General features: G+C 35.0%; 29 protein-coding genes and 1 pseudogene. 20 read left to right on the top strand and 10 right to left on the bottom strand.

Translation table 11 applies throughout. The features are described from left to right. Positions 1-570 precede the first annotated feature (570 nt). The 12 genes from CHSO_RS25660 to CHSO_RS15725 all read left to right on the top strand — a co-directional run bounded on the left by CHSO_RS25660 (position 571) and on the right by CHSO_RS15725 (position 9,693). Positions 571-801 (top strand): hypothetical protein, encoded by a 231-nt coding sequence (locus tag CHSO_RS25660; protein WP_144428940.1) that lies wholly within the window; start codon positions 571-573, stop codon positions 799-801. Positions 802-819: 18 nt separating this feature from the next. Further along, positions 820-2,304: a phytoene desaturase family protein gene (locus CHSO_RS15775; protein ID WP_045497953.1), complete on the top strand. Its 1,485-nt coding sequence runs from the start codon at positions 820-822 to the stop codon at positions 2,302-2,304. Positions 2,305-2,310: 6 nt separating this feature from the next. Continuing rightward, on the top strand, positions 2,311-3,147 hold the full coding sequence (locus CHSO_RS15770; protein WP_045497950.1) for a phytoene/squalene synthase family protein: 837 nt from the start codon (positions 2,311-2,313) through the stop codon (positions 3,145-3,147). A gap of 59 nt (positions 3,148-3,206) precedes the next feature. Further along, positions 3,207-3,674, top strand: a complete 468-nt coding sequence (locus CHSO_RS15765; protein WP_045497947.1) for an SRPBCC family protein — start codon at positions 3,207-3,209, stop codon at positions 3,672-3,674. A gap of 1 nt (position 3,675) precedes the next feature. Then, on the top strand, positions 3,676-4,128 hold the full coding sequence (locus tag CHSO_RS15760) for a sterol desaturase family protein (protein ID WP_045497944.1): 453 nt from the start codon (positions 3,676-3,678) through the stop codon (positions 4,126-4,128). Next, a complete protein-coding gene (locus CHSO_RS15755) occupies positions 4,125-4,814 on the top strand; it encodes a lycopene cyclase domain-containing protein (RefSeq protein WP_045497941.1) in 690 nt (229 codons plus the stop codon). The genes CHSO_RS15760 and CHSO_RS15755 overlap by 4 nt, the downstream gene beginning before the upstream one ends. Next, positions 4,804-5,352: a lipocalin family protein gene (locus tag CHSO_RS15750; protein ID WP_045497936.1), complete on the top strand. Its 549-nt coding sequence runs from the start codon at positions 4,804-4,806 to the stop codon at positions 5,350-5,352. The genes CHSO_RS15755 and CHSO_RS15750 overlap by 11 nt, the downstream gene beginning before the upstream one ends. Before the next feature lie 25 nt (positions 5,353-5,377). Then, positions 5,378-5,968, top strand: a complete 591-nt coding sequence (gene ribA / locus CHSO_RS15745) for a GTP cyclohydrolase II (protein ID WP_045497935.1) — start codon at positions 5,378-5,380, stop codon at positions 5,966-5,968. A 112-nt stretch (positions 5,969-6,080) separates the two neighbouring features. After that, entirely contained in the window at positions 6,081-6,380 is a 300-nt protein-coding gene (locus CHSO_RS15740; RefSeq protein ID WP_084221000.1) for a hypothetical protein, read from the top strand. 220 nt (positions 6,381-6,600) lie between these two features. Next, positions 6,601-7,884: a cryptochrome/photolyase family protein gene (locus CHSO_RS15735; protein WP_045497934.1), complete on the top strand. Its 1,284-nt coding sequence runs from the start codon at positions 6,601-6,603 to the stop codon at positions 7,882-7,884. Positions 7,885-7,920: 36 nt separating this feature from the next. Beyond that, the gene (gene hemH, locus CHSO_RS15730) at positions 7,921-8,949 is read left to right on the top strand and encodes a ferrochelatase (protein ID WP_045497933.1); all 1,029 of its coding nucleotides are present in this window, start codon (positions 7,921-7,923) and stop codon (positions 8,947-8,949) included. Between the two features lie 63 nt (positions 8,950-9,012). Further along, the gene (locus tag CHSO_RS15725; RefSeq protein ID WP_045497931.1) at positions 9,013-9,693 is read left to right on the top strand and encodes a MarR family winged helix-turn-helix transcriptional regulator; all 681 of its coding nucleotides are present in this window, start codon (positions 9,013-9,015) and stop codon (positions 9,691-9,693) included. A 145-nt stretch (positions 9,694-9,838) separates the two neighbouring features. On the opposite strand, the gene CHSO_RS15720 is transcribed toward CHSO_RS15725, so the two are convergent. The 4 genes from CHSO_RS15720 to CHSO_RS15705 all read right to left on the bottom strand — a co-directional run bounded on the left by CHSO_RS15720 (position 9,839) and on the right by CHSO_RS15705 (position 14,020). Further along, on the bottom strand, positions 9,839-10,681 hold the full coding sequence (locus tag CHSO_RS15720) for a M12 family metallopeptidase (protein ID WP_045497928.1): 843 nt from the start codon (positions 10,679-10,681) through the stop codon (positions 9,839-9,841). Positions 10,682-11,340: 659 nt separating this feature from the next. Continuing rightward, positions 11,341-12,243: a hypothetical protein gene (locus tag CHSO_RS15715; RefSeq protein WP_045497927.1), complete on the bottom strand. Its 903-nt coding sequence runs from the start codon at positions 12,241-12,243 to the stop codon at positions 11,341-11,343. 11 nt (positions 12,244-12,254) lie between these two features. Continuing rightward, positions 12,255-13,097 (bottom strand): hypothetical protein, encoded by an 843-nt coding sequence (locus tag CHSO_RS15710; RefSeq protein WP_045497924.1) that lies wholly within the window; start codon positions 13,095-13,097, stop codon positions 12,255-12,257. A 17-nt stretch (positions 13,098-13,114) separates the two neighbouring features. Next, positions 13,115-14,020 carry a hypothetical protein gene (locus CHSO_RS15705; protein WP_045497922.1) on the bottom strand — a complete coding sequence of 302 codons (906 nt, stop codon included), beginning with the start codon at positions 14,018-14,020 and terminating at the stop codon, positions 13,115-13,117. A gap of 757 nt (positions 14,021-14,777) precedes the next feature. Between CHSO_RS15705 and CHSO_RS15700 the strand changes: the two genes are divergently transcribed. Genes CHSO_RS15700 through CHSO_RS26435 form a run of 3 tightly spaced genes read left to right on the top strand, consistent with a single transcriptional unit; the run spans position 14,778 to position 15,342 of the window. After that, the gene (locus CHSO_RS15700; protein ID WP_045497917.1) at positions 14,778-14,960 is read left to right on the top strand and encodes a hypothetical protein; all 183 of its coding nucleotides are present in this window, start codon (positions 14,778-14,780) and stop codon (positions 14,958-14,960) included. A 38-nt stretch (positions 14,961-14,998) separates the two neighbouring features. Further along, positions 14,999-15,211 carry a hypothetical protein gene (locus tag CHSO_RS15695; RefSeq protein WP_045497913.1) on the top strand — a complete coding sequence of 71 codons (213 nt, stop codon included), beginning with the start codon at positions 14,999-15,001 and terminating at the stop codon, positions 15,209-15,211. After that, the gene (locus tag CHSO_RS26435) at positions 15,208-15,342 is read left to right on the top strand and encodes a hypothetical protein (protein ID WP_262483752.1); all 135 of its coding nucleotides are present in this window, start codon (positions 15,208-15,210) and stop codon (positions 15,340-15,342) included. The genes CHSO_RS15695 and CHSO_RS26435 overlap by 4 nt, the downstream gene beginning before the upstream one ends. Before the next feature lie 254 nt (positions 15,343-15,596). On the opposite strand, the gene CHSO_RS15690 is transcribed toward CHSO_RS26435, so the two are convergent. Continuing rightward, positions 15,597-15,956, bottom strand: coding sequence for a hypothetical protein (locus tag CHSO_RS15690; RefSeq protein ID WP_045497910.1), 360 nt, complete (start codon positions 15,954-15,956; stop codon positions 15,597-15,599). 386 nt (positions 15,957-16,342) lie between these two features. Here CHSO_RS15690 and CHSO_RS15685 point away from each other — a divergent pair. Beyond that, positions 16,343-17,410: pseudogene (locus CHSO_RS15685) on the top strand (lactonase family protein). A gap of 12 nt (positions 17,411-17,422) precedes the next feature. On the opposite strand, the gene CHSO_RS15680 reads toward CHSO_RS15685, so the two are convergent. The 3 genes from CHSO_RS15680 to CHSO_RS15670 all read right to left on the bottom strand — a co-directional run bounded on the left by CHSO_RS15680 (position 17,423) and on the right by CHSO_RS15670 (position 20,235). Further along, positions 17,423-18,628 (bottom strand): MFS transporter, encoded by a 1,206-nt coding sequence (locus tag CHSO_RS15680; RefSeq protein WP_045497907.1) that lies wholly within the window; start codon positions 18,626-18,628, stop codon positions 17,423-17,425. Positions 18,629-18,716: 88 nt separating this feature from the next. After that, on the bottom strand, positions 18,717-19,628 hold the full coding sequence (locus CHSO_RS15675) for a helix-turn-helix domain-containing protein (protein ID WP_045497904.1): 912 nt from the start codon (positions 19,626-19,628) through the stop codon (positions 18,717-18,719). A gap of 94 nt (positions 19,629-19,722) precedes the next feature. Continuing rightward, the gene (locus CHSO_RS15670) at positions 19,723-20,235 is read right to left on the bottom strand and encodes a hypothetical protein (protein WP_045497901.1); all 513 of its coding nucleotides are present in this window, start codon (positions 20,233-20,235) and stop codon (positions 19,723-19,725) included. A 116-nt stretch (positions 20,236-20,351) separates the two neighbouring features. Here CHSO_RS15670 and CHSO_RS15665 point away from each other — a divergent pair, with 116 nt between their 5' ends. Then, complete coding sequence (locus CHSO_RS15665; protein WP_045497898.1) at positions 20,352-21,773, top strand: PLP-dependent aminotransferase family protein; 1,422 nt, start codon at positions 20,352-20,354, stop codon at positions 21,771-21,773. Positions 21,774-21,886: 113 nt separating this feature from the next. Here the strand turns inward: CHSO_RS15665 and CHSO_RS15660 are convergent, their stop codons facing one another. Then, the gene (locus CHSO_RS15660) at positions 21,887-22,210 is read right to left on the bottom strand and encodes a hypothetical protein (RefSeq protein ID WP_144428939.1); all 324 of its coding nucleotides are present in this window, start codon (positions 22,208-22,210) and stop codon (positions 21,887-21,889) included. 84 nt (positions 22,211-22,294) lie between these two features. Next, on the bottom strand, positions 22,295-22,495 hold the full coding sequence (locus CHSO_RS15655; RefSeq protein ID WP_144428938.1) for a hypothetical protein: 201 nt from the start codon (positions 22,493-22,495) through the stop codon (positions 22,295-22,297). A gap of 352 nt (positions 22,496-22,847) precedes the next feature. Between CHSO_RS15655 and CHSO_RS15650 the strand changes: the two genes are divergently transcribed. The 3 genes from CHSO_RS15650 (at position 22,848) to CHSO_RS15640 (ending at position 26,143) form a co-directional block, all read left to right on the top strand. Further along, a complete protein-coding gene (locus CHSO_RS15650; protein WP_034684091.1) occupies positions 22,848-23,024 on the top strand; it encodes a histone H1 in 177 nt (58 codons plus the stop codon). A 230-nt stretch (positions 23,025-23,254) separates the two neighbouring features. Next, complete coding sequence (locus tag CHSO_RS15645; RefSeq protein WP_045497885.1) at positions 23,255-24,406, top strand: hypothetical protein; 1,152 nt, start codon at positions 23,255-23,257, stop codon at positions 24,404-24,406. Between the two features lie 165 nt (positions 24,407-24,571). Then, positions 24,572-26,143 (top strand): M20/M25/M40 family metallo-hydrolase, encoded by a 1,572-nt coding sequence (locus CHSO_RS15640; RefSeq protein ID WP_045502674.1) that lies wholly within the window; start codon positions 24,572-24,574, stop codon positions 26,141-26,143. The last annotated feature ends 75 nt before the right edge of the window (positions 26,144-26,218 follow it).

Raw genomic sequence — 26,218 nt, 5'->3', positions numbered from 1 at the left:
GTTAATCCTGGTGGAGGAACATTTTATGATAAAGGTAAAGGAGTAATTATAAATGAAAATAAATGGCTTAACTTTCTAATTTATTGGTTTTTGTATGAAACGGATTATAAACCTCTGAATATTTTCAAGGTAGGTTACTTAATCAGAATCAATTGTAAACTTTTACCAATACACATTTGTGACCTCCTTTCAAGTAAGGAGGTTTTATTTTATACCCTTGCATCTGCTGTTTCAGTTTGTTACTGTTGGATTTATATTCTTTTTAGCCTGTCTTTTTTAGATAATTTTTTTGGTGTTCTTTAAAAACAACACCTCATAAAGATTATAAATAAACTTTTATTAGTATATTTGTGTACTAGTTTTTAATATGAAGTTTGATCTCATAAGAGCCATTGTAGAACTTGTTCAGCAATTTAGGGAACAAAATGAAGATAAAGTGTCATACGGCTAATATTTTCAAGGGTTTATAGAACGGATCAAGGCTTCCTTTAAAGATGTTACCCAGTTAGAAGATCCGGCTTGGATAGGGAAGGAGTCAGGAAGAAGTTCTGATAGTACTATCAATACTTTATGATAAGAATGGGGAGGTATGCAAAAATATATTTCCGGTTAATAGGTAAGGAGCATATCGATGAAATCCGTAAAGCTTCAAGAGTGGTTGTAGGGAACCTTACGCATTCTGAACAAATACTGCTCATAGCCATACTCTATAAACTGGATGAGTTTCATGATTCTTTGTATCGGATGAATCAGGAATCCAGAAATCTATTGGATAATGTGTATAAAAGGTTGAACAGCTAAAATATTAAATAAATAACAATGAATACTGGAAACTTAAGAAAGAGAATTGCAGTGATAGGTTCCGGATTTTCCGGACTCTCTGCTGCTGCATATGCTGCGAAATCCGGAAATGAGGTACATGTATTTGAAAAGCATCATCAGCCAGGCGGTCGGGCAAGACAATTTAAGACAGAGCAAGGGTATGTTTTTGATATGGGACCCAGCTGGTACTGGATGCCTGATATCATTGAAGATTTTTTCTCTGATTTTAATTGTAAAACATCCGATTTTTTTAAGCTGGTTTCTTTGGATCCCCAATTTGAAATGGTTTTTTCAAATGAGAAGGTTTCAGTTCCTGAGAAAAATGAAGATATTCGTGAGCTATTTGAAAAAATAGAACCCGGAGCGGGCAGACAGTACGATAATTTTATGCAGTCTGCCCAATTTAAATATGAAGTGGGAATGAAAGAATTTGTAACACAGCCCTGTTATAGCTGGCTAGAATTTGCTTCTTTAAAAATAGCAGGCAGTGCATTGAAGCTTGATCTTTTAAGCAATTTCAGGAAGTATGTTTCAGGTTATTTTACAGATTCGAAACTCAGATCCTTAATGGAATTTCCGGTTATCTTTCTTGGAGCTTCGCCACAGCGTATTCCTGCACTTTACAGCCTTATGAATTACGGCGGATATGTTTTGGGGACAAAATATCCGATGGGAGGATTTTATCAGCTGGTTCTTGCTATGAAAGAAGTGGCTGAAAAACAGGGTGTTATTTTTCACTTTAATCATAATGTACAGAAAATCAATGTTGAAAAGGGAACGCTTACCTCATTAACAGTAGAGGGTGAAAATTATGAATTTGATGCAGTTATTGCTTCATCAGATTATCATCATACAGAAACATTAATACCTGCAACATACAGAAACTACAATGAGGCATATTGGACAACCAGAACTTTTGCACCTTCATGCCTTATTTATTATCTGGGAATCAAAGGGAAAATTCCTCGCTTAAAACATCATACACTTTTTTTTGAAAATGAGCTTGACAATCATATAGACTGTATTTATAAAAATGAGAAATGGCCTGCTAAACCTCTTTTTTATGCATGTTGTCCTTCAAAAACAGATCCTGATGTAGCCCCTGAAGACTGTGAAAATCTTTTTTTACTATTACCCCTTGCACCAGGAATACACGATGAGGAATCTGTAAGGGAAAAATATTTGATGGAAATGCTAGTAAGGATTGAAAAACATACTGGTGAAGCTGATATTTTTTCCAAAATCGAATATAAAAGAAGCTATTGTGTGAGTGATTTTATTTCAGATTATAATGCTTATAAAGGTAATGCCTACGGTTTATCCAATACTTTATCTCAGACAGCGGTCTTAAAACCTAAAATAAGAAACAGAAAGATCAGAAATCTTTTTTATACAGGGCAGCTAACGGTTCCCGGGCCCGGAGTTCCTCCATCAGTAATTTCAGGGAAAATTGTAGCAGCTGAAGTCAGTAAACTAAAATAAAATAATATGAAAAAATTGTTTGATGAATTGTCTTGCGAAGTCAGTAAGCACACTACAAAAAAATACAGTACCAGTTTTTCATTAGGAATACTGGCATTGAAGCCTTCTATCAGGCCTGCTGTTTATGCTGTATATGGTTATGTGCGTCTTGCAGATGAGATTGTAGATAGTTTTGATGGCTATGATAAAGAGAAACTTCTGAAAAGATTAAAAGCTGAAACTTATGATGCGCTGGAAGATGGAATATCACTCAATCCTATTTTACATTCATTCCAGGAAACCGTTCGTCAGTATGATATTGATATACAGTTGATCAACCAGTTTTTACACAGCATGGAAATGGACCTTCATAAAATTGATTATAACTCAGATTTATATAAGGAGTATATCTATGGATCTGCGGAAGTGGTGGGGCTGATGTGTCTGCAGATATTTACAGAAGGCAATTTACACCAGTATGAAAAGCTTAAACCGTTTGCCATGAAACTAGGATCAGCTTTTCAGAAAGTTAATTTTTTACGGGATCTTAAAGATGATTATCAGATTTTAGGACGAACTTATTTTCCTTCCCTCAATATGTCGGTTTTTGATAATACAGTAAAAGCTAGGATTGAAAAAGAGATTGAAGAAGAATTTAAAGAAGCATTACAAGGAATAAAAAAGCTGCCGGGCTCATCCATTTTTGGAGTATATCTGGCATACCGATATTATCTTTCTCTGTTTGAAAAAATAAAGAAAACAAGCTCGCAGAATATGTTGCAAAAAAGAATCAGAATTGCCAATTCACAAAAGCTAGTGGTTGCATTCAAAAGTTATATCCGTTACAAATCTGCTTATTTCTGATAATGCAGTTATGGTTTAATAATGATTTTTTGGAAGGTTTAACCATCAATAAAAAATAAATGATGTACAGATTATACAGAGAACAACAGCTGAATTGTAATATTGAAACGGCATGGAAGTTTTTTTCATCTCCTCATAATTTATCGGAAATAACTCCTGAAAGCATGAATTTTGTGGTTCTTTCAACCCTTCGGGACCAGCCTATTTTTAAAGGAATGGAAATAAATTATACTGTTTCTCCTTTGTTAGGAATTCCTATGAAATGGATGACCATTATTAGCCAGGTAGAACACTATAAAAGCTTTACAGACTTTCAGAAAGAAGGTCCGTATAAGTACTGGAACCATTTTCATGAATTTATTCCTAATGAGAATGGAGTACTCATTAAAGATACTGTAGATTATGAGCTCCCGATGGGGATCTTAGGTAAAATAGCTCATCAGTTATTTGTAAAAGATAAGCTCAAGAGTATTTTTGATTTCAGGTATAAGGTTTTAAATGATCTTTTTAACAATAAGCATAATTAAAATGAATTTTCTGATCGTTTTTGGAGTATGCATTTTCATGGAAGGAGCTACCTGGTTAATTCATCGGTATATTATGCATGGGTTTTTATGGTGCCTGCACAGGGACCATCATGATCATAGTCATAATGGGAAACTTGAAAGAAATGATCTGTTCTTTTTCATTTTTGCAAGCCCAGCCATTGCTTTATTATATCTTGGAGTAAAGCAGGAATTCAGTTATTGTTTTTTTATCGGTCTTGGAATAAGCATTTACGGAATGGCTTATTTCTTTGTGCATGATGTTTTTATTCATCAGAGAGCAAAAGTTTTTACAAAAACAAAGAACCCGTATTTCCTTGCGATCAGACGTGCGCATAAGCAGCATCACAAACATCTGGGGAAAGAAGAGGGAGAATGTTTTGGCTTTCTGTGGGTTCCTGTTAAATATTTTAAAATGTATTTCAATAAAAAATGATGCCTTATACTTACCTACTGATTAACTTTTTTACTGTCATTATTTGCTTTTTGGCCTCTTTTGACAGAAGGATACAATTCAATAAGCTTTTCGGAAAATTTCTACTGTCATCTACCATCGTGGCAGTTCCTTTTATTATTTGGGACATATGGTTTACTGCAAAAGGAGTGTGGTGGTTTGATCTCAATTATACCTTAGGAGCTAAAATAGCAGGACTTCCCGTTGAAGAATGGCTGTTTTTTTACTGTATTCCTTTTGCCTGTGTTTTCACTTACTATTGTCTGGAAAAGTTTTTTAATCTTGATTGGGCTAATGTATTAAATAATCTCATTGTATTTACCGCGGTTATTTTTCTTAGTGTGACAGGGATTCTTTATTATGAAAGAATATATACTCTGCTTACTGTGATCGTAACGATAATCACGCTTTGCTATCTCCATTTTATCGCTCAAAAAGAATGGTTAGGAAAGGCCAGTTTTGTATATCTGCTTTTAATGCCCGGCTTTTTTGCAGTGAATGGAATTCTGACAGGCTCTTTAATTCCTTCGCCGGTAGTTAACTATAATCCTGATGACTTTTTAGGGGTGAGAATGGGAACTATCCCTGTTGAAGATGCCGTTTACGGGTACAGCCAGTTTTTATTAAATATTTATTTCTTTAAAAAAATAACCAAAAATGAAAAATAGAGTAACTTTTATTGTATTGCTGGGTTTAGTCTTATTAAATACTCTTACCTCCTGTTCTTCTATGCCTGAAAAAGCACGACCTGTGAGCCCGTTTGATGTCAACCGGTATTTAGGTACATGGTATGAAATAGCCAGATTCGATTATCGTTTTGAAAAAGATCTTGATAATGCAATAGCTCAGTACAGTCTTAATGCAGACGGAAGTGTAAAAGTAGTCAACAGCGGATATAATTTTAAAAAGAATAAATGGGTTTCTGTAAATGGTACTGCCAAATTCAGGGGAAGGAAAGATGTTGCAGCCCTAAAAGTGAGTTTTTTCGGACCGTTTTATGCAGGATATAACGTAGTTGCGCTGGAAAATTACAAATATGCATTGGTTGCCGGGAAGAATTTAGACTATCTGTGGATTCTTTCCCGTGAGAAAACCATTCCGGAAAATATAAAACAAATTTTTATCTCCAAAGCTCAGGAGATGGGTTATGATACATTAAAACTTATTTGGGTAAAGCAGGATAAGAAAAGTCCATTTGAACAATAGGCTATTAATTTAAAATCAGAAAAAAATGCTCAAAATACAAGCACAATCAAAAATACCTACAGATTATGGGTTATTCACTGTATATGCATTTTCAGAAAGTGAAGAAGACTGGACTCCTCACTTGGTTTGGGTGGCGGAAAATACAGATTTTGCCGGGACGGTAAATGTACGTTTTCATTCAGAATGCATCACCGGAGAAGTTTTTCATTCCAAAAAATGCGAATGCGGGCAACAGCTGGATGCTGCTATGAAATATATGTCAGAAAATGGTGGAGTCATCATCTATCTCAGACAGGAAGGAAGAAATATTGGAATTATTAATAAACTTAGGGCCTATGAGCTTCAAGAACAGGGCTGGGATACTGTTGATGCCAATTTGAAACTGGGGCTGCCTGCAGACGGAAGAAACTTTGATATGGCAGTTGAAATGCTGGCTATTCTGAAGATAAAAGAGATCAACTTGCTGACTAATAATCCCGAAAAGATCAAATCGGTAGAGAACAGTAACATCGTTCTCAACAGCAGAATTCCTTTGGAAATTGATTCTAATGAAGTGAATGAAAGTTATCTCCTTAAGAAAAAGAATTACTTCGGTCATCTTTTGGAAAATTTTTAAATATCTTTTATCTATAAGATTCAAATTAAATTTTAATGTTTTTTTAACACGGTAATTATTTTTCAGGCACGATGATTGTTTATTTATATACCAATTACTAAAATATTATATTATGAATAATTCAGATTACAACAAAGCAGAAAATGCAGTAGATCAAACAAAAAACTCTTTAAAAAATGCAGCTGATGAGGCAAAATGGAAAATCAATGAGCTAGCGGACAAAGCTAAAGATTTTATCAATGAAAAAAGAGAAAATGATCAGGAAGCAACTCAGGAAGATTGGCTGGATAGGGTGAAATCGAACTTTTCAGATGTATGGGAGGATATTAAAGATAAAGCTGATGAAGCTTGGGAAAGCACCAAAGATGCTGCTGAAGATGTGAAAGCAGAATGGAGAAAGAAGACCAATTAATGTTAGTTTAATAAATGCCCGGAACTTCTAGTTTCGGGCATTTATTGTTTTATTTCAATATTTAGTTTATTTGTATATTAATTTTAAACAGGTTCTGGGTTATAAATTTATCTCATATATAATTTCATTCATTCTTTTTTATTTAAATTGTAGTTCATTAATATTCTTTTTAATTGTTTATTAGTATATTTGTGTTTTATTTTATAAGCAAATATTTATCATGAATAAAGTGAATATTTTTTGGTTCAGAAGAGATCTTAGATTGAATGATAATATAGGGCTTCATCATGCACTGAGTACAGGATTAAAGGTTATTCCGGTTTTTATTTTTGATACTGATATACTGGATCAACTTCAGAATAAAAATGATAAAAGAGTAGATTATATTCATCAGGCTTTACAGGAAATTCATAAAGATCTGAAAAAACATAACAGTGGTCTTTATGTTTATCATGGTACTCCAATAGAAGTATTTAAAAGAATAATCCGGGATTTTAATATTGATACGGTCTTTAGCAACAGAGATTATGAACCGCAAGCCCTACAACGGGACCGGCAGGTAGCTGATTTGCTGTTGAAACATCATATTCAATTTAAAAATTTTAAGGATCAGGTTATTTTTGAGAAAAATAATATTTTGAAAAATGATCTTTCTCCCTATACTGTTTTTACCCCATACTCAAAGAAATGGAAAGAAAATTTGAAGAATATAGAATCGGTTACTATAAACCTGGCACAGTTTGCAGATTATAACGGATCTTCTGAAATCATTTCATTAAAAGAAATTGGATTTGAGAAAACAGATCTTGAATTTATAAAACCGGTGCTGGAGAGCAGTATAATAGATTCTTATGATAAGTACCGGGATTTTCCTGCAATGGATCATACCAGTCATCTTGGGACTGCACTTCGTTTTGGAATTATTTCAATTCGCAAATGTGTAAAATATGCAGTTAAGCATAACGAAGGATGGCTTAATGAACTTATATGGAGAGAATTTTTCATGCAGATTCTGTATCATTTTCCAAGTGTTGTTCATCAATGTTTTAAAAAGAAATATGAGAATATTGTGTGGAGGAACAATGAAAAAGAATTTAAGGCGTGGTGTGAAGGTAAAACCGGATATCCAATTGTAGATGCCGGAATGAGACAGCTCAATGAGACAGGATTTATGCACAACAGACTAAGAATGATCACAGCAAGTTTCCTTACTAAGCATTTGCTTATTGATTGGAGGTGGGGAGAGGCCTATTTTGCCGAAAAGCTGCTGGACTACGATTTGGCTGCCAATAATGGAAACTGGCAATGGGCGGCAGGTTGTGGTTGTGATGCTGCGCCTTATTTTAGGATATTCAATCCCTATGAGCAGACAAAAAAGTTTGATAAAGATACTCAATATATCAGAAGGTGGCTTCCGGAAGATTATAACGAAGAACCTATCGTAGAACATGCAAAAGCCAGAGAAAGAGTATTAAAGGCTTACAAAGAAGCACTGGCAGAATAACCGGCAATATAACTATTCACTAATAAATAAACAACATTGGCTAAAAAAGGAATTTTATTGATCAATCTTGGCTCTCCGAGATCTACTGCAGTAGAAGATGTAAAGGAATATCTGGATGAATTTTTAATGGATGAAAGGGTAATTGATTACCGTTGGATCTTTCGGGCACTTCTTGTTCAGGGAATTATCCTGAAAACAAGACCTGCTAAATCTGCAGAAGCCTACAAAATGGTATGGACAGATGAGGGCTCACCATTAATCGTTATTACAGAAAAGATTCGGAAAAAACTTCAAAAGCTGATAGATGTGCCAGTGGAAATAGGAATGAGATATGCTGAACCAAGTATTGAGACAGGCATCAGGAATCTTGTTGAAAAAGGAATCACGGAAATTGTACTGTTTCCTCTTTATCCACAATATGCAATGAGTACCACTGAAACTGTTATTGAAAAAGCAGAAGAGATCAGAAAGAAAAAATTCCCAGGTGTAAGAATCAACTACGTACAGTCTTTTTATAACCGGGATCTATATACAGACTGTCTGGCGGAAAGTATCAGGGAAAAGCTTCCAGAAAATTTTGATGCTTTACTATTTTCTTACCATGGCGTTCCTGAACGGCATATTTACAAAACAGATCCAACAAAGACGTGTAATATGAACGATTGCTGTTATAAAGATACGCATCCCAGTCATTCATTTTGCTATCGTCATCAGTGTTTTAATACTACCGATCGGGTCATCAGAAAGCTTGAATTGCCAAAAGATAAAGTTATTGTTTCTTTTCAGTCCAGATTAGGAAAAGACAAATGGATAGAACCTTATACAGATCATACATTAGAAACTATTCCCCCAAAAGGAATTAAAAATCTTGCGATTGTTTGTCCTGCATTTGTTTCAGACTGCCTGGAAACCCTGGAAGAGATTTCCGTTGAAGGAAAAGAGCTGTTTTTGGAAGCTGGTGGGGAGAGCTTCACCTATATACCTTGTCTGAATGATGAGGACCGTTGGATTGAAGTCATTCGTATATTATGTGAAGAACAACTTAATCAATTTTATTTATTATAGTTTTAATCATATATTGCGTGACTCTTTAAGGAATTAGGTATTTTTGTAAACTATTTAACGGATATGAATTATACACTTATTAAAGATTTTATAGACTTACTGCAGGAGTTTGAAGCAGAGGTCCACGCTTGTCCTGATTTGTATCCGGGAACTATTCAGGGTTTTAAAGCATGGATTTCTGATAAGGATAATAGTAAGCAGGAAGATCATCCTGAAGAACCTTATTGGGATGGGAAAGAAAATGGAAGAACACCGGAAAGTGCCATAAGTACATTGCTTGTTCATCTTAACCGATATGCAAAAACATACTCAAAGTCTGCCATCTCAGATTCAGAATTCTCTACCCAGGAAGACTTTATTTATCTGATTAATTTGAAAGCTTTTGGTGAGATGACTAAGATGGCGCTTATCAAAAAAAACATTCATGAAAAGCCCGTGGGTATGCTTATTATTGGCAGACTGTTACGTCAGGGACTTATTGAGCAGACAGATTCTGATTTGGATAAACGCAGTAAGTTAATCCGTATTACTGAAAGAGGATTATTAATTTTGGAAAATCAAATGGAAAAGATTCGTCAGGCAACCAATATCGTAGCTGGAAATCTCAATTATCATGAAAAGATGGAGCTTATACGTATTTTAAATAAACTGGATCGTTTTCATTATCCTATTTTTTTACGAAATATCAATTCTGATCAGCTCATCAGAACAGTATATGATGAGTATACATTTAAGACTTTTTAGACTTTTAAATTGATCATTAATATTTCTGCGGCGGATATCCTAGTTTTGATCCTATAGAGTTATATGGTTTTTCCCCCAGTTACAAACAAGAAAAGCCTACCTTGGTTTTACCTAAGGTAGACTCATATTTAGATAAGTGGATTTCTTATTTTGGATATACTGTTGCAATAAATTGCTTATCTGTAGGAGATAAAACGGTATTGCTTCCAACACTGAATCCGTTTGTGGTTAGTGTTGAGCTGATGCTATAATGCATAATAGATTGGGTATCGTAAGCACTATATTGTGTTTGTGAAGTTGAATATTTTGCAAAAAGGTTGTTGTCTACCTGAGCTTGAGTCCAGTAATTGGGAGCACCTGCATAATAAGCATATACTTTTGGCTTATCCCATGGAATAGCGGCTAAAGGATGCTGATGCTCATGGATCATTCCAAGTGCATGACCAAATTCATGAATAACTGTTCTGCTGAATTCCGTATCACTTGTTGAATCATTAAACCAGCCAAAGTTCATGGTTTCCTTATTAGAGGCAATACTAAGAGCATCTTTTCCAATATATGAATAAGATCCGGCACCAGAGGTAAATGTTACACGAATTTGTGGTGCTCCACTGGTAACAAAATTAAAAGTAATGTTGGCATATTTGGACCATTCGTTAGCATATTGTATCACCTTGTTGCGAACATAGGTACTTCCTCCGTAAAGACCTACAGTGATAACACTGCCATTTGCCCATTTTTTACTGGTAATAACAGCTCCTTTAGAAGCCGTTCCTGGAGCCTTATCCTCTCCGGGAAGATAAACATCTTTACACATTTGTGTTTTTTCGAAACCAGCAGGGATATCTGCCTGAGGGATGGCCAGTAATCCTGAAAGTGCTTGTTGGTCTTGTGGGGCTTTTTCATCCACACTATCATTTGTAGTGTTACATGATACTAAAGCCATTGAAATAAATGATCCTAATAAGATCTTTTTGTGTAGTTCCATAACGTTGTTTTTTTATATTGATTAGTGGTTTTTTGAACATGGAAAAAAAATAATCTATTCTGTGTGAATTAAAATTAAAATAAAAAATAATGTTCTTTCTTATTTTCTTTTGTAAATTAAGATCAGGTTGTGTCTACACACATACTACATTTAATTTAACAGCCCTTCCACAAAGGGATATCAATGATGTCAAATTGGGTAGGTTTATTTTTATACCATCTTTTAATAGCATCGTTATTTGGAATATTAGATGAATGTTGGTACAGAAAATGGATATAAATCTTATTGAATAATTTCATTTTCTTAAGGACTCCTTCAAAAAATAAATTGTAGTTTAAAATTTATAAGCTGAATGAGAATGGTTGAACCCATTAGATGTTTTTACTTTATTTGGTTGAGCATCAGGTTTCTGATGTTTAATAATTTCATGAATTAAAATATAGTTAAAAAAGAATAAAGGAGCTAGTCTATTGCTTCTTTAGTATCAGTGATCAAATTTCCATGAATATAATTTGATGTAACCAGAAAGCAAAATAAACTTATTGACACTTGAAAAATAATAATGAATATTTAAAAAGCGGCTGAGAAAAATTCCCAGCCGCTTTGTTCAAGTATTTGTAAAAGAAAAAAATGATATAGCTAAAGTTTAATAATTGTCTTTATTGCTCTACAATAGTCAATGAATTATATACACCATTGCTGGAGATATCAAATTGGCTAATAGTACCATCAAATGCTACGGTAACCCAAGTGAAAGGTCTTAATTTATCTCCTTTGTTCAAATAAACACTTACGGTACAGGCTGAGCCTACAGGTACAGCATTAGGGCTTGCTCCGGTATCAGAAGCATAGCCGTTATTTGTTTTTACTCTTTGGGTAATAGTTCCGGCAGGATTTCTTACTTCCCAGATGGCTTCTGTCTGATTATTTCCGCCAGTATTTACCTGGCTAGATTGTAATGCAAAAGTAAAGGTAGCAAAATACACTCCGGTTCTGGGAGCAATAAATTCACCAGTAGCCGGATTGAAATTACTGGTGGGAACACCAGAGTCGGAATCCAATTTTTCTGTCCAGTTGGTTAAATAAGATGATCTTCGTTGTACGATTCCGGATTTAGCTCCTATTTCCGATGGGTTTGAACTTTCAAATATATAGGTATCCTGGGTAACTTTGCTGGCCATAACAACAATACGAGGCTTACCTTTTGGGAAAAAACTTACCCAATTTGTCCCATCTGAAAACTCCAGATATCCTTTTACTCCAATAGCTGGGCTTGCAACATAGCGTAAAGCACCAGCACCAACTTGTGCAGCTGTTTTATCAGTGTTTCCTACAGCAACCGAACCGTTGGTTCCACTGCGTAAATCTATAGCAACTTTTGGGTTGGTGACCAATACTCCTAGCTTTCCGGATTTATCTATTATAACCTTACCTGCATCAGTTTTGACCTCAACGGGGTTTGTTGGGTTTTCTACTCCTATCCCAATTTGAGCATTGGCATGATTCCCAAAAAGTAAGAGTATAAAAGCAATGGCTAAATTTTTTATATATTGTTGTTTCATGATTGCGGTATTTATAGTTCGCTTATACTCAGTATATTAAGTTTCCCGTCATTCAAGGTGTTTCTGGCAGAACCTATATTATGTTTGACACTGAACTTAATGGTATTACCTGTTTTAAGGTTAAAAATTGCATTACAGTTTCCACTTATATAATTACTGACAGTGCCAGTCTGGAATGCAGGATAAGAATTAATGGTTTTATAGGTTTGAATGTTTTCAATATTCCGATCACTTTCTATTGCTGTTTCTATAAAAGTATTTTTAGGAATATTACCATTAGCCAAAGTAATATTGAATGATACTAGATAAAACCCATCACGGGGAGCGGTAAAAACACCTGTAGAAGGATCAAAATCACCAGTGGGAGTTGTTCCGAGATCCACTGTTTCAGTCCAATCTGATAGGTAAACCGTAGTATTACTTCCAATGCTTTGAGCCGTGCTCTTATTGGCGTTCACAAGAGCTTTGGCTGGAGGAGCAAGAGGCAAAGCAATCCACTGTTCTCCATCAGAATATTCTAAAAACCCGGCTGTATTATAGCGTATTGCACCAATGTCGGCTTCACTAGGGGATTGTGTGCTGGTTCCTAGGCCAATAAGTCCTTTATTGTCTGAAGATCGAAGATCTACTTTGGCTATTGGATTTAAAACCCCAAGTCCCAGATTTCCTGTTGCACTTACTACAACATCATTTGACAACTTTGCTGGATCAGGAGCTGTTCCATTATCTTTTCCAGCATCAATTTGTAAAGGCTGTAAGGGGGTACTTGTATAAAAACCTACCTGGGCAGCTATTTGATTTGAAGAAAAAAATAGAACACAAGCAAGGAATTGATAAGTGAAGATAATTCTCATAATAAATAATCTGTTTTTTAATGTTCTATAATGGTTAGATTGTTGAATCCATCATTCGGATTGGTAGGATCTGCAGCATTGGTGGTTACTCTGAGTGCAACCGAGCCACTTGATATAAGATTATGCCAAAGTCTCGTTGCAACCTTTGTACCTGCAGTTAAAGTAAGGGTCACTGTACTTGATCCTCCTGCCTGGGTAGATCTTGTAGAATTTGCATCATCAGCAGTACCAGTCATAGATTGTCCGAAAGTTTTATAAACAGATGCAAGTATTGTATTGCTTGTAGTGTTATAAAATTGTGATTCTACTCTGGAGCCATCATTGATAATGGCACCATTAAAGTTAAAGGTTAGCAGGAATGTATAGGTGCCATCGCGGGGTGCTGTAAAAATGCCGGATGAAGCATCAAAACTATTACTCATATCTCGCACTATATTCCAATTATTAATATTGGTAGCTGTATTCTGCGTTATAGACTGGCTGCTTATCTTACGTGCCACTACTACCGCTTTTTGAGGAGCTATATAGGCTTTATGCCAAACGGCCCCGTCTGAGACTTCAATTTTGGGGCCTACGGGAGTATTGGCTACGTCATATCTTACAGCTCCAGCGCCAGCATCTACCGCAGACATGGTAGTTGTACTGAGGCCTAAAGCATTCTCATTCCCTGCAGACCTCATATCAAGTTTTACCTTGGGATTAAGAACCCCCGCTCCAATAAAGCCGGTTGTTTTGTTAATAATGATATCATTGGCTACCTGTACAGCAGATAGATCATCATTAGCGGGATTATCTTTAGCACCATCTATATGTAGAATGCCTTTTGGATTGGATGTTTGAATCCCAACTTGGGAAAATACAGTGCTAATAGAGAAATAAAATACTCCGAAAATGAGTATTAGAAAACGTATTTTTTCTTTCATTTGTACAATTTTTGATTTTGAATGAAGATAAAATTCCAGTACTATTAATACAGTCTTAAAAAAGGAATAGAAGCTCCTTGTCTGGAAAGTGATTTTCCCATTGGTTATGGTATTTTTACCTATAAATGGGTGACAAACTGTGAATTATTAAACAGATTTTTTTAGTATTTTAAGATTTAATATAATCGGCTGCATTTTTCATGTATTATTAAAGTCCAAAAATATTATATTTACTTAATATATAGTTGTTTAACGTTATGGATATAGTTCTGTAATATAATAGATATAAATCGACATGTAAGTCACGTTAATGGCAAACAAAAACTATTGAATGGGTTGTATTCAATTTTTGTACTTTATATTGAGGAATGATAATTAGTAATAAGGTAGTATGAATTTAAAGAATTAATGCTCTAAACAGCCAATCACCTTCGATCACTCAAAAGCTCACTGCTAAGTTAAATCTATGTTAGCCTTAAAAGTATAGACACAAAAAAATCCTCGAATGACTTCGAGGATAAAAACTAATAACCATGAAAACTCAAATTAAACATGAGAATCGGATGCAAATTTAATACAAATTAAATTACTGGGCAATTGTAGTTATCAATGAGTTGTATTGTGAATTTCGTTTGCTTCTTAAAATATTAAGTTGATCTAGATAAAACTAAAGTTAACATTTATTAATATTGTTTATTTTTTGAATTTAATATTGCATAAAGTTGGTAATGTGATAAATTTTTTATTTTTAAAAAGAATGAAAAAAATATTTTTTGGGATTAAATATTTAGTTGATAATGGTGATTTTTTTGATCAAAAGAATTTTTTATTTCTTGTAACCATTGTATTGGTTAGTTATGCTGAGGCTCAATCTATGGGAGGTATACTTTTAAATGGAAACTGTAAAAATGGGACTTTAGAGTCTGGATTACGGGAGTAAGCCCTACGAACGCTATAGCAGCAGATGCTGTTTATAAAGTGCAGTCGGGAGCAATCGGTAATTATGCTATTGCCCATAAAGTGGTATATGGTGATCCGGATATTACCCGAATGATACCGGGAGAAGCAAAAATGAAGCTGATCAATTTCGGGCAGATAATGAACGCTGTGATGAATTCAGTGTATTCCTCAAAGACTGGACAGCCTGGAAAGCAGGGAATCCTACTAATGAAACGGATGTTTTCCAGTTGAAAACTTCTGATGGAGTGGGTGTTTCCCTTCAGGTAAGAGCACACCGAAATGCGGTGCGATTAAGATTTGCAATCACTGATAACAAACCTCCTGTGGCTGTTATCCCGGATGTAAGACCTTATGTTAATTAATGGATTCATTTCTGAATCGATGTTAAACGAAAGGACACGACTACAGGATATTGTGCTTTATTAGATGATCAAACAAATATACGGCCTGGAAGTTTTTAAAAGCTTCCAGGCTTATTGTATGATAGGTTCAAATGATTTCAGTGGTGAAATTTTCCATCTTTGGAATGTATAGCCAACAGACCAATGAAGAAGATAAATTTATAAGGATTGACTCCAAAAAGATAGGATGTCAATAAAGAATCAACTGCAAAAAATTAATTAAGATTATAGTTTGCAATCACCAGACCTAATATAAAATGTACATAATTCTGATCCGTCTCCTGTCTGTTAATCAGCTTATTTTTATATTCGTAAGAATTTAATGCCTGTGTTAATCTTTGATAAGTCTCAAAATTGTCATCTTTAATTTTTACCCTTATATTACCATCCTTCCTGTTAATGAGTTGATTATCTAAGGTTCTTACTTTGAATAAAACGTTAGATAATTTCGGACGGAAATTCATTGCCCCAATATATCTTTCAACAATATTGATCTTGAATGTATCAAATATGATGTTGTGAAAAACAATTTTAGAGTTAGGCTCCTGAGTATTGAGCTCGAGCTTATAATTCATTATAATTTAAATTTTAGTAAAGATAGGCTTAATTATACCACATAATAAAGCCTTGTTAATAGATCATTCTCATAATCATGATAGTACATTATCTGTCATCAGAATGAATGAGTAAAGATAAAGTTTTTTATTGATAAAAAAGTATGAGAAGAGTAAATATAATGCATTAATGACTAGTTGGGACATCTGATAAACCTATGAAATAGGGCTCTGTAAGGGCATTTGAAAATTATTTCTTTGGCTTAAATATTTAAACTTAAAAAAAATTAAATTTATAGTTCTCTACTTTATCTCAAAACATTCAAAAAAAACTAATAAAAAATTGAAGAAAACAGTAAGCATTTGTCATTCTAGCAGGCCTGAAATTATGTGCACAAAATACCTATGTGTTTTTTGGTTCATTTAATCATGATAAAGAAACTGAAGGAATCTACGTCTATAAATTAGACACCCTCAAAGGGAAACTATCGAAAATAACATCCGTTAAAGGAGTTTTAAATCCATCATTTCTGACGCTTTCACCGGATGGTAAATATATTTTTGCCTGTACTGAAAGTAAGACGAAAAATGCAGGAAGTGTAAGCAGCTTTGTGTTTAATCCTGAAAAAAAGACCCTTACTTTTATCAATAGTCAGAAAACAGGTGGAGAAAACCCTGTTTATCTTGCAGTTCATAGGAGTGGAAAATGGCTGATTAATGGAAACTATACTGAAGGGAGTACTTCTGTTTATCCCCTCTCAGAAAACGGATGGATACAGCCAAGAGTTCAGAATTTTTAGTTTTCAGAAGGAAGTATAAATCCGGATAGACAGGACCGAGCTCATATTCATTCAACTGTTTTTTCTCCTGATTTTAAGTATGTGTTTTTACCGGATCTCGGAGCTGATAGAATCAGAGCTTATGCATTTGAAACAGATAAAAAAGAACCACTGGAAGAAGCTGAAAAGCCTTTCATTCCAACTTCATTAGGAAGTGGCCCTAGGCATCTTACTTTCCATCCGAATGGGAAATTTGCTTATTGTATTGAAGAAATGGGGGGAGCCGTAAGTGCTTATCAATATAAAAATGGAAAACTGGAGCCCATTCAGAGAATCAATACCCATTCCGATCACTTTAAAGATAATTTTGAAAGCTCAGATGTTCATATTTCTCCTGATGGGTGCTATCTTTACGCTTCAAATCGGGGAAATGAAAACAATATTGCCATTTTTTCAATTTCGAATGATGGTACTTTAAAAACGGTAGGGTATCAATCCACAAAAGGAAATCATCCAAGAACCTTTACCATTGACCGCTCTGGAAAGTTTTTAATTGTAACTCATCCGGTAAGCGGAACTGCTGTTGTTTTTAAACGAAATGCGGAAACAGGATTGTTGAAAAAAATAGGGAGGGAAGTAAAACTGAATGGAGTTTCTACGGTACAGATCAGGAAATATGAGTCCAAACAGAAATAAAAAAAGCAGAGATCAATTCTCTGCTTTTTCTTTTTTAACCACTTGATTCATAATTAAAATCACTCCAAATAACAAAATTGCAATGATCAGGTATCGCCAGGAAAGGTCTTTTTGCTCCGTTACCGTTCCACTTACAGAAATAATAAAGCTGGTAACCGAGGTGATTACATACACCAGCCCGCCCATCAGTCCACCGGCTGTTCCTGCATTTTTAGGAAAATACAGCATACTTGTTGTAAAGAACGAAGTAAATAAAACTCCCGAGCAGATGTGAATAAAAAAGGCAAAAGGAATCATGATATAAAGACTTTCCACAAAGTAGCTGGTAGTGATTAATCCGGCAATCAGTATCAATTGAAGGATAATAGGCAGTAAAATTCTCGATTTAAAATCCAGCCCCAGTCTTCGTTTCCCGATGAAACCTCCGATCATCCATGAAAAACCTAAAATCAAGGTACAGTATCCGATGACTACAGGAGTAAAATGGAAAGTATTTTCAATAATGAAAGGTCCTGTAATATTGAAGAGCATTACAATAGAATAGCTTAATCCGAGAATAATGATCCCCAACATAAAGATCTTATTTTTAAGCATCATTGAATACAGACTGATGTTTTCTGAAAGATCCAGTTTCTTCTTCTCTGGAAGACTTTCTCCACTGAAGAACCATTCAAAAAGAAATAAAAATCCTGCATAAAAGGCAAGAAAATAAAAGTTAGCATGCCAGTTAAAAAGCTTTTCAAGATAACCGCCAAGGAAAGGTGCCAGAATAGGACCACAGGACCATGCAATCGTAAAATAACTCAGATAATGCTTTACCCGTTCGGCATCATAAATATCTACGAAAATAGCACGCGTAGCCACAACAAGTACGGAGACCGCAATCCCCTGAAGAATACGAAGGAGACATATCAGTAGAATGCTGTTGGTCATGGTAATAAAAATACTGCTCAGGATCAAAATCAATAAAGCAAATAATTTAGGACGGTAACGGCCGATGCTGTCTAGAATACCCCCTACAAACAGCTGGGAAATCCCGTAACTCAGCAGGTAAGATGTTAATGTAATCTGTATATCTTTTTCCGAAACCATCATTTCCTTGGCCATAGAAGGGAAGGATGGCAGGTAAATATCAGTGACAAACCCCGAAAGCGGGATAGACACAAAGGCCATAATGGTTATTAATCTGATGCGTTTCTCAGATGCTTCTCTCAACATATTCATTCATTTTTTACCATGCAAAAATACTTCAAGAATAGAAAATTCAGTTTTAAAAGACAAAGCAAAAATTACAAAATTCAAATATTTAGAAAGAATTTTTAAATTTCAAAGGAGATGTTTCAGCATGTTTTTTAAAAAAATTATTAAAATGGGAAGGCTGTTCAAAGCCAAGCGTATAGCCAACCTGTGCAATATCCCAATTTGTATATTTTAGAAGATTTTTAGACTCCTCAAATATTTTTTCTTTAATAATTTGTGTCGTAGTAAGGCTTGTAACCGATTTTACGGATGAATTCAAATGGTTCACATGTACATTCAGATGATCTGCAAAATCAGAAGCTGTTTTTAAAGCTAAAGGATAAGCAGGAGAATCCAGCGGAAACTGTTTGTTCAGAAGCTCATCAAACAGTCTGTACAGGCGGACATTGGCAGGAAGTTCATTAAGGCTTACATCTTCAACACGGTTTTCGAGGGCAAGATGCAAAACAGAAGCGAGATTACTTTTAATGCCACTGCAACGGAAAGGATAAGTGGAATGGTTCAGTTTGAACATCTGTTCAAAATACATGGTAGCCAGTTGAATCTGTTCATCATCCAGAAATATAAAAGGTTTACTCCATTCTTTAAATAATGAAGTCTTTTTAAACAGGTTAAATTCCGAATTTACATTAAAAAACTCCTGATTAAACAGGCATGAAAACCCTTCCTGGAAATCATCTTCACATTCCCAGGTGTAAGGGATATTAGGTGAAGGTAAGAAGAGTACAGGGCGGTCAACATACGTGGTATGAGATCCGTAATGGGCTGTTCCCTTTCCAATGATAAAACAGATTTTATAATAATCGCGTCTGTTGTAAGGACTTTTAAAACTACAATACTTTCGGGGAATGATATTGAAATGGGTTTTTCCGGTTTCAAGATCAGCATCAGATATTTCGAGAATATTTCTGCGGGTACGTTTGTAGTAGTCTTTTATGGTTTCCAGTTGATCACTCATTGTTCCAGAATTATAAAAATCAAAGATAGGCAAATCTTTGGGTTTTAAGATTTACCTTCAATAGTTTTTATGATTGGTATTGATTGAAGATCCTTTAATTTTTACTAACCTGCATTTCTATAATATAAGACGGAAGCTGAAAAGGTGTTGTTTTTGCATTTTCCTTAATAACAAAACCAGATTCTTTCAGAAACTCAAGAAGTGGATCCTCTGTAAAGATGTTGGTCCATATGACATCAGTGAATGAGGCAGCTGCTTTACATTTTTTCCACAGAGATTCACGGGTCTCAGGCGTGTCATATTCCTTAAGAATAACAAAGCTAAGCTCTGTAAACCTTTTCCCTTCCGGTGAACCCGGATATCCGGAGCCACTTTTTATAATGCCATAACCTGCAGGTTTTTGATCTGCATACGTGATAACTAGCTGGTTAGACAGATTGTTTAGTTCATTAATCATTTTTCTGGGGTCCCAGTCCTCAACATATTGTTTGATCTTTTTCTCTGAAATATGATCTTTATAAGTAGAATGTAAAGAAGATTTGATGACGGTAAAAAGATCATCAACTCCTTCGTCTGAACCTATGGTGAATTTTGAAATGATTTCCATTCTTTTTTCTTCAAAATTATGAGTTTAATCTATTCAGAAAGGGTACAGATGATGAAAATATAACCGATACAGATTGTAATTTTGTAAATTTGTTCGGTACAGATTGATATAAATCGATGAAAACCTACAAATACGAAGCTTTTACAGCAATTATTGAAGAACAGATCCGTAACGGAATTTTACAGATTGGTGACAAACTGCCGTCTATCCGGGAAATAAAGAAAAGATATCATCTAAGTACTAGCTCAGTACAAAGTGGTTTTGAATATTTAATAATTAAAGGTCTAGCTCAAAGCAGCCCACGCTCCGGGTATTTTGTAGCAAAGAAAAGAGACGAATATATTCCAGAGGCTAGAACGAAGTTTTCTCCAGTGGTGCGGGATGAAAAATTTATGAAGAATATACTGCTGACTTCCAAAAGAATTTCAGAATCGAGTTCCTTTAATACAGCGGTGCCTGATGATCTTTTAATTCCGCAGAAACTGATCTTAAGAACTATGCAGGAAGTGATCCGGGAAAAAGGAGCTTCTCTGTTGAGGTATTATCCTTCCAACGGGCTTGAAGCACTGAGAAAACAGATCGCAAAGCAAATGGGAATATATGGCTGCAGGTTTAATCCTGATGAACTTATTATTACGGATGGCGCTCTACAGGCATTAACCATTGCATTAAGTTCTGTAACCAAGCCTGGTGACGTTGTAGCAGTGGACAGCCCCTGTGTATTTTCTATACTGGAAGTTATTGCCAATCTGGATCTGAAGGTTATTGAGATCCCTGTACATTATAGAAATGGTTTTGATACTGAATATTTTCGAAAGGTTTGTGCTGAAAACAATATCCAGGCCCTTATTGTTACCCCAAATTTCCATAATCCAACCGGAATCATGATGAGTGATGAAACCAAAAAGAATGTATTGGAAATTGCAGAAGACTATCAGATCTGCATTATCGAAAATGAGATGTATTCTGACCTTTATTTTGAAGAAAAAAGACCATCCAGCATTAAAAGTTTTGATGAAAAAGGATGGGTAATGACCTATTCCTCTTTTTCGAAAACGCTGGCTCCCGGGATTCGTTTAGGGTGGCTTTATGCTGGGAAATTTTATGCAAAGGCAGAAAGAACAAGATTTGCTCTGGGCAGATCTGTATCTCCACTTTATCAGGAATTGATTTTGAAACTTTTACAGGAGAACAGCTACGAAAGACATTTGCGATCATTTCGTAAAAAGTTAAATCAACAGGCCAACCAGCTGTTGGAAGTCTTAAGGAGAAGTTTTCCACAGGATTCATATTTTCATAGGCCACAGGGAGGATATAGCATTTGGGCACAGATGCCGGAAAATATGGATATGAAAAGATTTTATCAGTATTGTGAAGAACATAAAGTTTTATTCACTCCGGGAAACACATTTTCTTTTACAGATAAATACGATCACCATTTTCGGGTGGTCTTTGCGGAGAGAATTACTCCTGAAAGTCTTTATCTATTAGAAGAGACAGGAAGGAAAGCCCATGAGTTTATTCTAAAAGAAGAATAGTTCATAGGTTGATAAAATAAAGAATTCCAATATCTATCTATCTTTTATTATAGCTGGAGGGCTTTGTATTTTCTATTTCCGGAAGGTTGCTAATGAGGTAATTTATCCCCAATTTATTCAATCAGATATTTACTATTTTCCATTTCCAATTGCGGAATTCCATCAGTAATTTGGAAAGAAAAACCGTCTGTCCATTTCTCTTTAGGAAGATCAATATCTTCACCATTGAGAATATGTTTTTGGAATGAATAGGAGATGTCCTGATCCAGATACTTCTGAACAAACTCAAGAAAAAACTCATCCGGCATTTTTGTAAAAGAGAACGGAACCATGAAAAGACTCTTGCCTAAAACATGAAAAAAGGTGTTGTTAATTCTTGGTCGGTTGAAGATTTTATAATTAGGATCAGTGAAATCTTGTTTGATATGGTAAAACAAAGAAAATTGAGTTCCTTTTTTCTGATGAAGCCTTACTTGGTTATTTTCAGGCTTGATTTCGAACTTAATATCAGGGTTTTCTTCCTATAAAAGAATAAGATTTTTAAAAAGGTCATTCTCACCCCAATTTTCATTGACATAATAAAAAGATAAAGTATCCGATGCCTTTTTCAATGTATAATCTATCTGTACTTTTAAGCCATTCTTTGCAAGGTTTTCATCATAATATACTTTATAGCTGATTTTATTTTGAGAATGAGCCATGAATGGTAATATAAGTACCAAAAAAATATTTTTTTGAACATGGGTTAAGTCGTTTTTCAAAATTTAGTATAAAAATCTAAGAATTAATGGCGGCTTATGGCTCGTTTTGAAATAGAAATTTTAAAACTTTCAGAACTTGTTGCCAATACAATAGAAATTAGGAAGGAAAATGTATGTGGAAGAACTAGGTGAAATTTGATCCATGAAGGATTTCAGGAGGATTTTTAGGAAAATCACAGGCTGAAAATCGATAAAAATCGGTTCAAGGGTAGAAATATGTTAAAATTTCAGTCATTTTGCCCAAACTTTTTTCTCTGCTACTAGGCTGGAATCACCATAAAACCTATATTTGCAGCCTAAATTTTTAAATATAATGAAAGAACTAATTGAAAAAATCAACGCAGAATTTGAAGCGTTTACAACTGAGGCAAACCAACAAGCGGAAAAAGGAAACAAAGCAGCTGGTACAAGAGCTCGTAAATCAGCTTTAGAATTAAGCAAATTGTTCAAGGATTTCAGAAAAGTTTCTGTAGAAGAATCTAAGAAGTAATTCAACCTTTAGCCGGCTTTTGTAGCCGGTTTTTTTATGCCCGTATCGCATCCGGTTACTCATGATGCACACAATTTCTCAAAAAATAAAAGGCTTCGATTAAAAAATGAAAAGCCTGAAATAAACCCATCTCTATCGATTTTATTTTTTATTTCAAATATTAAATTTTCCCTTCCAGGGTGTTTGTCATCCTTATAGTTTGTATTTTAGGAATATCAATTACTCGAAATATGATGAAACATTTCTATTGGCTGTTTATTCTGTTTTTTAATTTCTTTTCAGCGCAAAAACTGCAGGTAGTAGATTCTGAAAATGGAAAACCAATTCCTAGCGCAAGAATTCTCCTATACCACCAGATTGTGTATACTAATGAAGAAGGGTTTGCGCCCGTAGATCAAAGTTCGGTCAACTTTGAAATTTCAGCGTCGGGATTTCAAAAGACAACAATCCGGGAATTTTATTCTCCGGTAAAGCTGAAAAGAGGATATAAAAAAATTGATGAAGTAAAACTGAAAAAAGTAGATTTGAAAGAAATCTTTGAAGATGTTGCCGAGAATTACAAAAAAAGATATTATAGTGAACCTTCCCTTTATGATGTTACTTATAAAGAAAAAAGGAGTGATAATAACCAAATCCATTTTCTAGTTATTGCCGAAACAAAGTTATGGAGCAAGACTAATTTTTATAGCCCTAACAAATCTTTTGATAGCAACCTCCAAATGCAGCTGAATAATGTGAAATATTTTAAAGATCTAAAGTCAGATAGCATTTTTGTAAAAGGAATAAAGAAATTCTCTGAGGAATATATGGGAAATTATTTCTTTAATTTTGAGTTGAAGAGAACGTTGTCTCATATAAAAAATAAGGCATCAAAATATTCAGGATGGATATTTTTCGAGCAGGGCAATGAGCAGCTAATCACATTTAGTATTAAGTCAGGATTAGGAATTGAGATGAAGGGAGAATTGAAATATAATAAGGCTGATAAGGTCATTACTTACTTTGAAATTCATTATTTGCAGGATCAGCACCCAATCGTTAAAAGAAGAACCGGAGGTGGTGAAGAGTTTGATTATCAGTTAGGAAATGCAATTCTTGCTTTTGATTTTTACAAAAACGGAGGAGTATACGTTCCTGCTATGAGCAGGATTGAAGCCAATAAATATGTTGCTTACTATAAAGGAGTTAAACATGAGAGGAAAATCAGCAGAGAGCTTATTTATAACACATTTAAGAAATCAGATGAAAAAGAGTTAACTCCTAGAGTAACTTTTGATAAGGATATCTGGGATAATATCTCCGTAAAGGAAAATAAAAATAATACAATTTTACTTACCACAGAAGAGCAGACTTTTATCAACAAAAAGTTACCGGATTTTTGATCAAAAAAAGATGAAGAATATCATATTGGTAAATTAATAGATTATGGTAATCATTTTATTTTTTTTCAAAAATGGATGTAAATGCTGATGTCTAAAGACTTTTTTACTTTAATTCCTTTATCATCTCCGCAATTTCTTTTATCTTTAATGCAATCAATATACATTATGAGGATAAATAGATTTTTTGCAGTATCGGCTGTAATGTTGGCTGCCCAATTTTCATGGGCTCAGGTAAAGGTAGACCCGAAAGAGAACCTTAACCCAATCGTAAAAAGTTTTGTAGATGAAGTAAACAACAATTCCCAGCTTGAAGGGATGGCTTATGAACTTCTGGACGGAATAGGACCACGTCTTGTGGGAACTCCGGAAATGCTTGCTGCTAATGAGTGGAGTGCTGAAAAGCTTCGTTCATGGGGAATTGATGCCAACCTTCAACAGTTCGGAACCTGGAAAGGATGGCAGAGAGGAACTACCCACGTAGATATGGTATTCCCAAGAGTAAAATCTTTGTCAGCCACTCAACTGGCCTGGAGCCCTTCTACCAAAAAGGCTGTTGAAGCTGAGGTGGTTGTTCTGCCAAAAGTATCATCTAAAGCAGAATTTGACAAATGGCTTCCTTCTGTAAAAGGAAAAATTGTACTGATGGCTCAATACCAGAAGATAGGGCGTTCTGATGAACAGATCAAGGAGTTTGCAACCCCGGAACTGTATGAAAAACTTAAAGCAGAAAAAGATCACGCAGCCAAAGACTTTACAGCGTATGTAAAGAATATTGGATATGATAATAATACCCTTCCTGAAGCGCTTGAAAATGCAGGAGCAGCTGGAATTGCCATTTCAAATTGGACTGGAATTATGGGAGCAAACAGAATCTTCGGAGCAAAAACATCTAAAATTCCAATGATAGACATTGATGTGGAAGATTACGGTATGCTTTACAGAATGGCAGAGAAAGGCGCTCAGCCTAAAATTAAGATTGATGCTCAGTCTAAGGTACTTCCTGAAGCAAAAAGCTTTAATACGATCGGTATGATTAAGGGGAAAGAAAAACCGGATGAGTATGTCATTCTTTCCGCTCACCTGGACTCATGGGATGGTGCTCAGGGAGCTACAGACAACGGAACAGGAACGCTTACAATGCTTGAAACCATGAGAATTCTTAAAAAATACTATCCCAATAATAAAAGAACAATTGTGATTGGGCTTTGGGGAAGTGAAGAGCAGGGATTGAATGGTTCAAGAGGTTTTGTAGCAGATAACCCTCAGATTATTAAAGGAACGCAAGCTGCATTCAATCAGGATAACGGAACCGGACGTGTTGTCAATATCAGTGGTCAGGGTTTTGTAAAAGCATATGACTATATTGGAAAATGGCTGGATGGGGTTCCGAAAGCGGTAAGAAGCCATATCAAGACAGATTTCCCTGGAATGCCAGGCGGTGGCGGATCAGACCATGCTTCATTTGTAGCAGCAGGAGTTCCTGGATTTTCATTAGGTTCATTGAACTGGGGCTATTTCGGTTATACTTGGCATACCACAAAAGATACGTATGATAAAATCGTTTTTGATGAGGTGAAGAACAATGTGATCTTAACAGCAGCATTAGCGTATATGGCTTCTGAAGATCCTGAATTTACGAACAGAGAAAAAAGGGTAATGCCTAAAGACGATAAAGGAAATCCGGTACAATGGCCGGAAGTAAGAGAACCTAAAAGAAGTTCTAAAGATTATAAATGATAAAATTTCTACCGCGATTAGAATTTTTATTGTGAAAGATGAAAATAAGTCCGGCTTACAGCTTTGTAAGCCGGA

It is taken from the genome of Chryseobacterium sp. StRB126 (assembly GCF_000829375.1).
GTDB lineage: Bacteria > Bacteroidota > Bacteroidia > Flavobacteriales > Weeksellaceae > Chryseobacterium.
Note: the sequence above shows the minus strand (reverse complement) of the source record. Positions and strands in the feature narration are given on the sequence as shown.

Bases quoted from the DNA above. Each gene is read 5' to 3' on its own strand.
- CHSO_RS25660 (WP_144428940.1), top strand. From the start codon at position 571: ATGATAAGAATGGGGAGGTATGCAAAAATATATTTCCGGTTAATAGGT.
- CHSO_RS15775 (WP_045497953.1), top strand. From the start codon at position 820: ATGAATACTGGAAACTTAAGAAAGAGAATTGCAGTGATAGGTTCCGGA.
- CHSO_RS15770 (WP_045497950.1), top strand. From the start codon at position 2,311: ATGAAAAAATTGTTTGATGAATTGTCTTGCGAAGTCAGTAAGCACACT.
- CHSO_RS15765 (WP_045497947.1), top strand. From the start codon at position 3,207: ATGATGTACAGATTATACAGAGAACAACAGCTGAATTGTAATATTGAA.
- CHSO_RS15760 (WP_045497944.1), top strand. From the start codon at position 3,676: ATGAATTTTCTGATCGTTTTTGGAGTATGCATTTTCATGGAAGGAGCT.
- CHSO_RS15755 (WP_045497941.1), top strand. From the start codon at position 4,125: ATGATGCCTTATACTTACCTACTGATTAACTTTTTTACTGTCATTATT.
- CHSO_RS15750 (WP_045497936.1), top strand. From the start codon at position 4,804: ATGAAAAATAGAGTAACTTTTATTGTATTGCTGGGTTTAGTCTTATTA.
- ribA (WP_045497935.1), top strand. From the start codon at position 5,378: ATGCTCAAAATACAAGCACAATCAAAAATACCTACAGATTATGGGTTA.
- CHSO_RS15740 (WP_084221000.1), top strand. From the start codon at position 6,081: ATGAATAATTCAGATTACAACAAAGCAGAAAATGCAGTAGATCAAACA.
- CHSO_RS15735 (WP_045497934.1), top strand. From the start codon at position 6,601: ATGAATAAAGTGAATATTTTTTGGTTCAGAAGAGATCTTAGATTGAAT.
- CHSO_RS15725 (WP_045497931.1), top strand. From the start codon at position 9,013: ATGAATTATACACTTATTAAAGATTTTATAGACTTACTGCAGGAGTTT.
- CHSO_RS15720 (WP_045497928.1), bottom strand. From the start codon at position 10,681: ATGGAACTACACAAAAAGATCTTATTAGGATCATTTATTTCAATGGCT.
- CHSO_RS15715 (WP_045497927.1), bottom strand. From the start codon at position 12,243: ATGAAACAACAATATATAAAAAATTTAGCCATTGCTTTTATACTCTTA.
- CHSO_RS15710 (WP_045497924.1), bottom strand. From the start codon at position 13,097: ATGAGAATTATCTTCACTTATCAATTCCTTGCTTGTGTTCTATTTTTT.
- CHSO_RS15705 (WP_045497922.1), bottom strand. From the start codon at position 14,020: ATGAAAGAAAAAATACGTTTTCTAATACTCATTTTCGGAGTATTTTAT.
- CHSO_RS15700 (WP_045497917.1), top strand. From the start codon at position 14,778: ATGAAAAAAATATTTTTTGGGATTAAATATTTAGTTGATAATGGTGAT.
- CHSO_RS15690 (WP_045497910.1), bottom strand. From the start codon at position 15,956: ATGAATTATAAGCTCGAGCTCAATACTCAGGAGCCTAACTCTAAAATT.
- CHSO_RS15680 (WP_045497907.1), bottom strand. From the start codon at position 18,628: ATGTTGAGAGAAGCATCTGAGAAACGCATCAGATTAATAACCATTATG.
- CHSO_RS15675 (WP_045497904.1), bottom strand. From the start codon at position 19,628: ATGAGTGATCAACTGGAAACCATAAAAGACTACTACAAACGTACCCGC.
- CHSO_RS15670 (WP_045497901.1), bottom strand. From the start codon at position 20,235: ATGGAAATCATTTCAAAATTCACCATAGGTTCAGACGAAGGAGTTGAT.
- CHSO_RS15665 (WP_045497898.1), top strand. From the start codon at position 20,352: ATGAAAACCTACAAATACGAAGCTTTTACAGCAATTATTGAAGAACAG.
- CHSO_RS15650 (WP_034684091.1), top strand. From the start codon at position 22,848: ATGAAAGAACTAATTGAAAAAATCAACGCAGAATTTGAAGCGTTTACA.
- CHSO_RS15645 (WP_045497885.1), top strand. From the start codon at position 23,255: ATGATGAAACATTTCTATTGGCTGTTTATTCTGTTTTTTAATTTCTTT.
- CHSO_RS15640 (WP_045502674.1), top strand. From the start codon at position 24,572: ATGAGGATAAATAGATTTTTTGCAGTATCGGCTGTAATGTTGGCTGCC.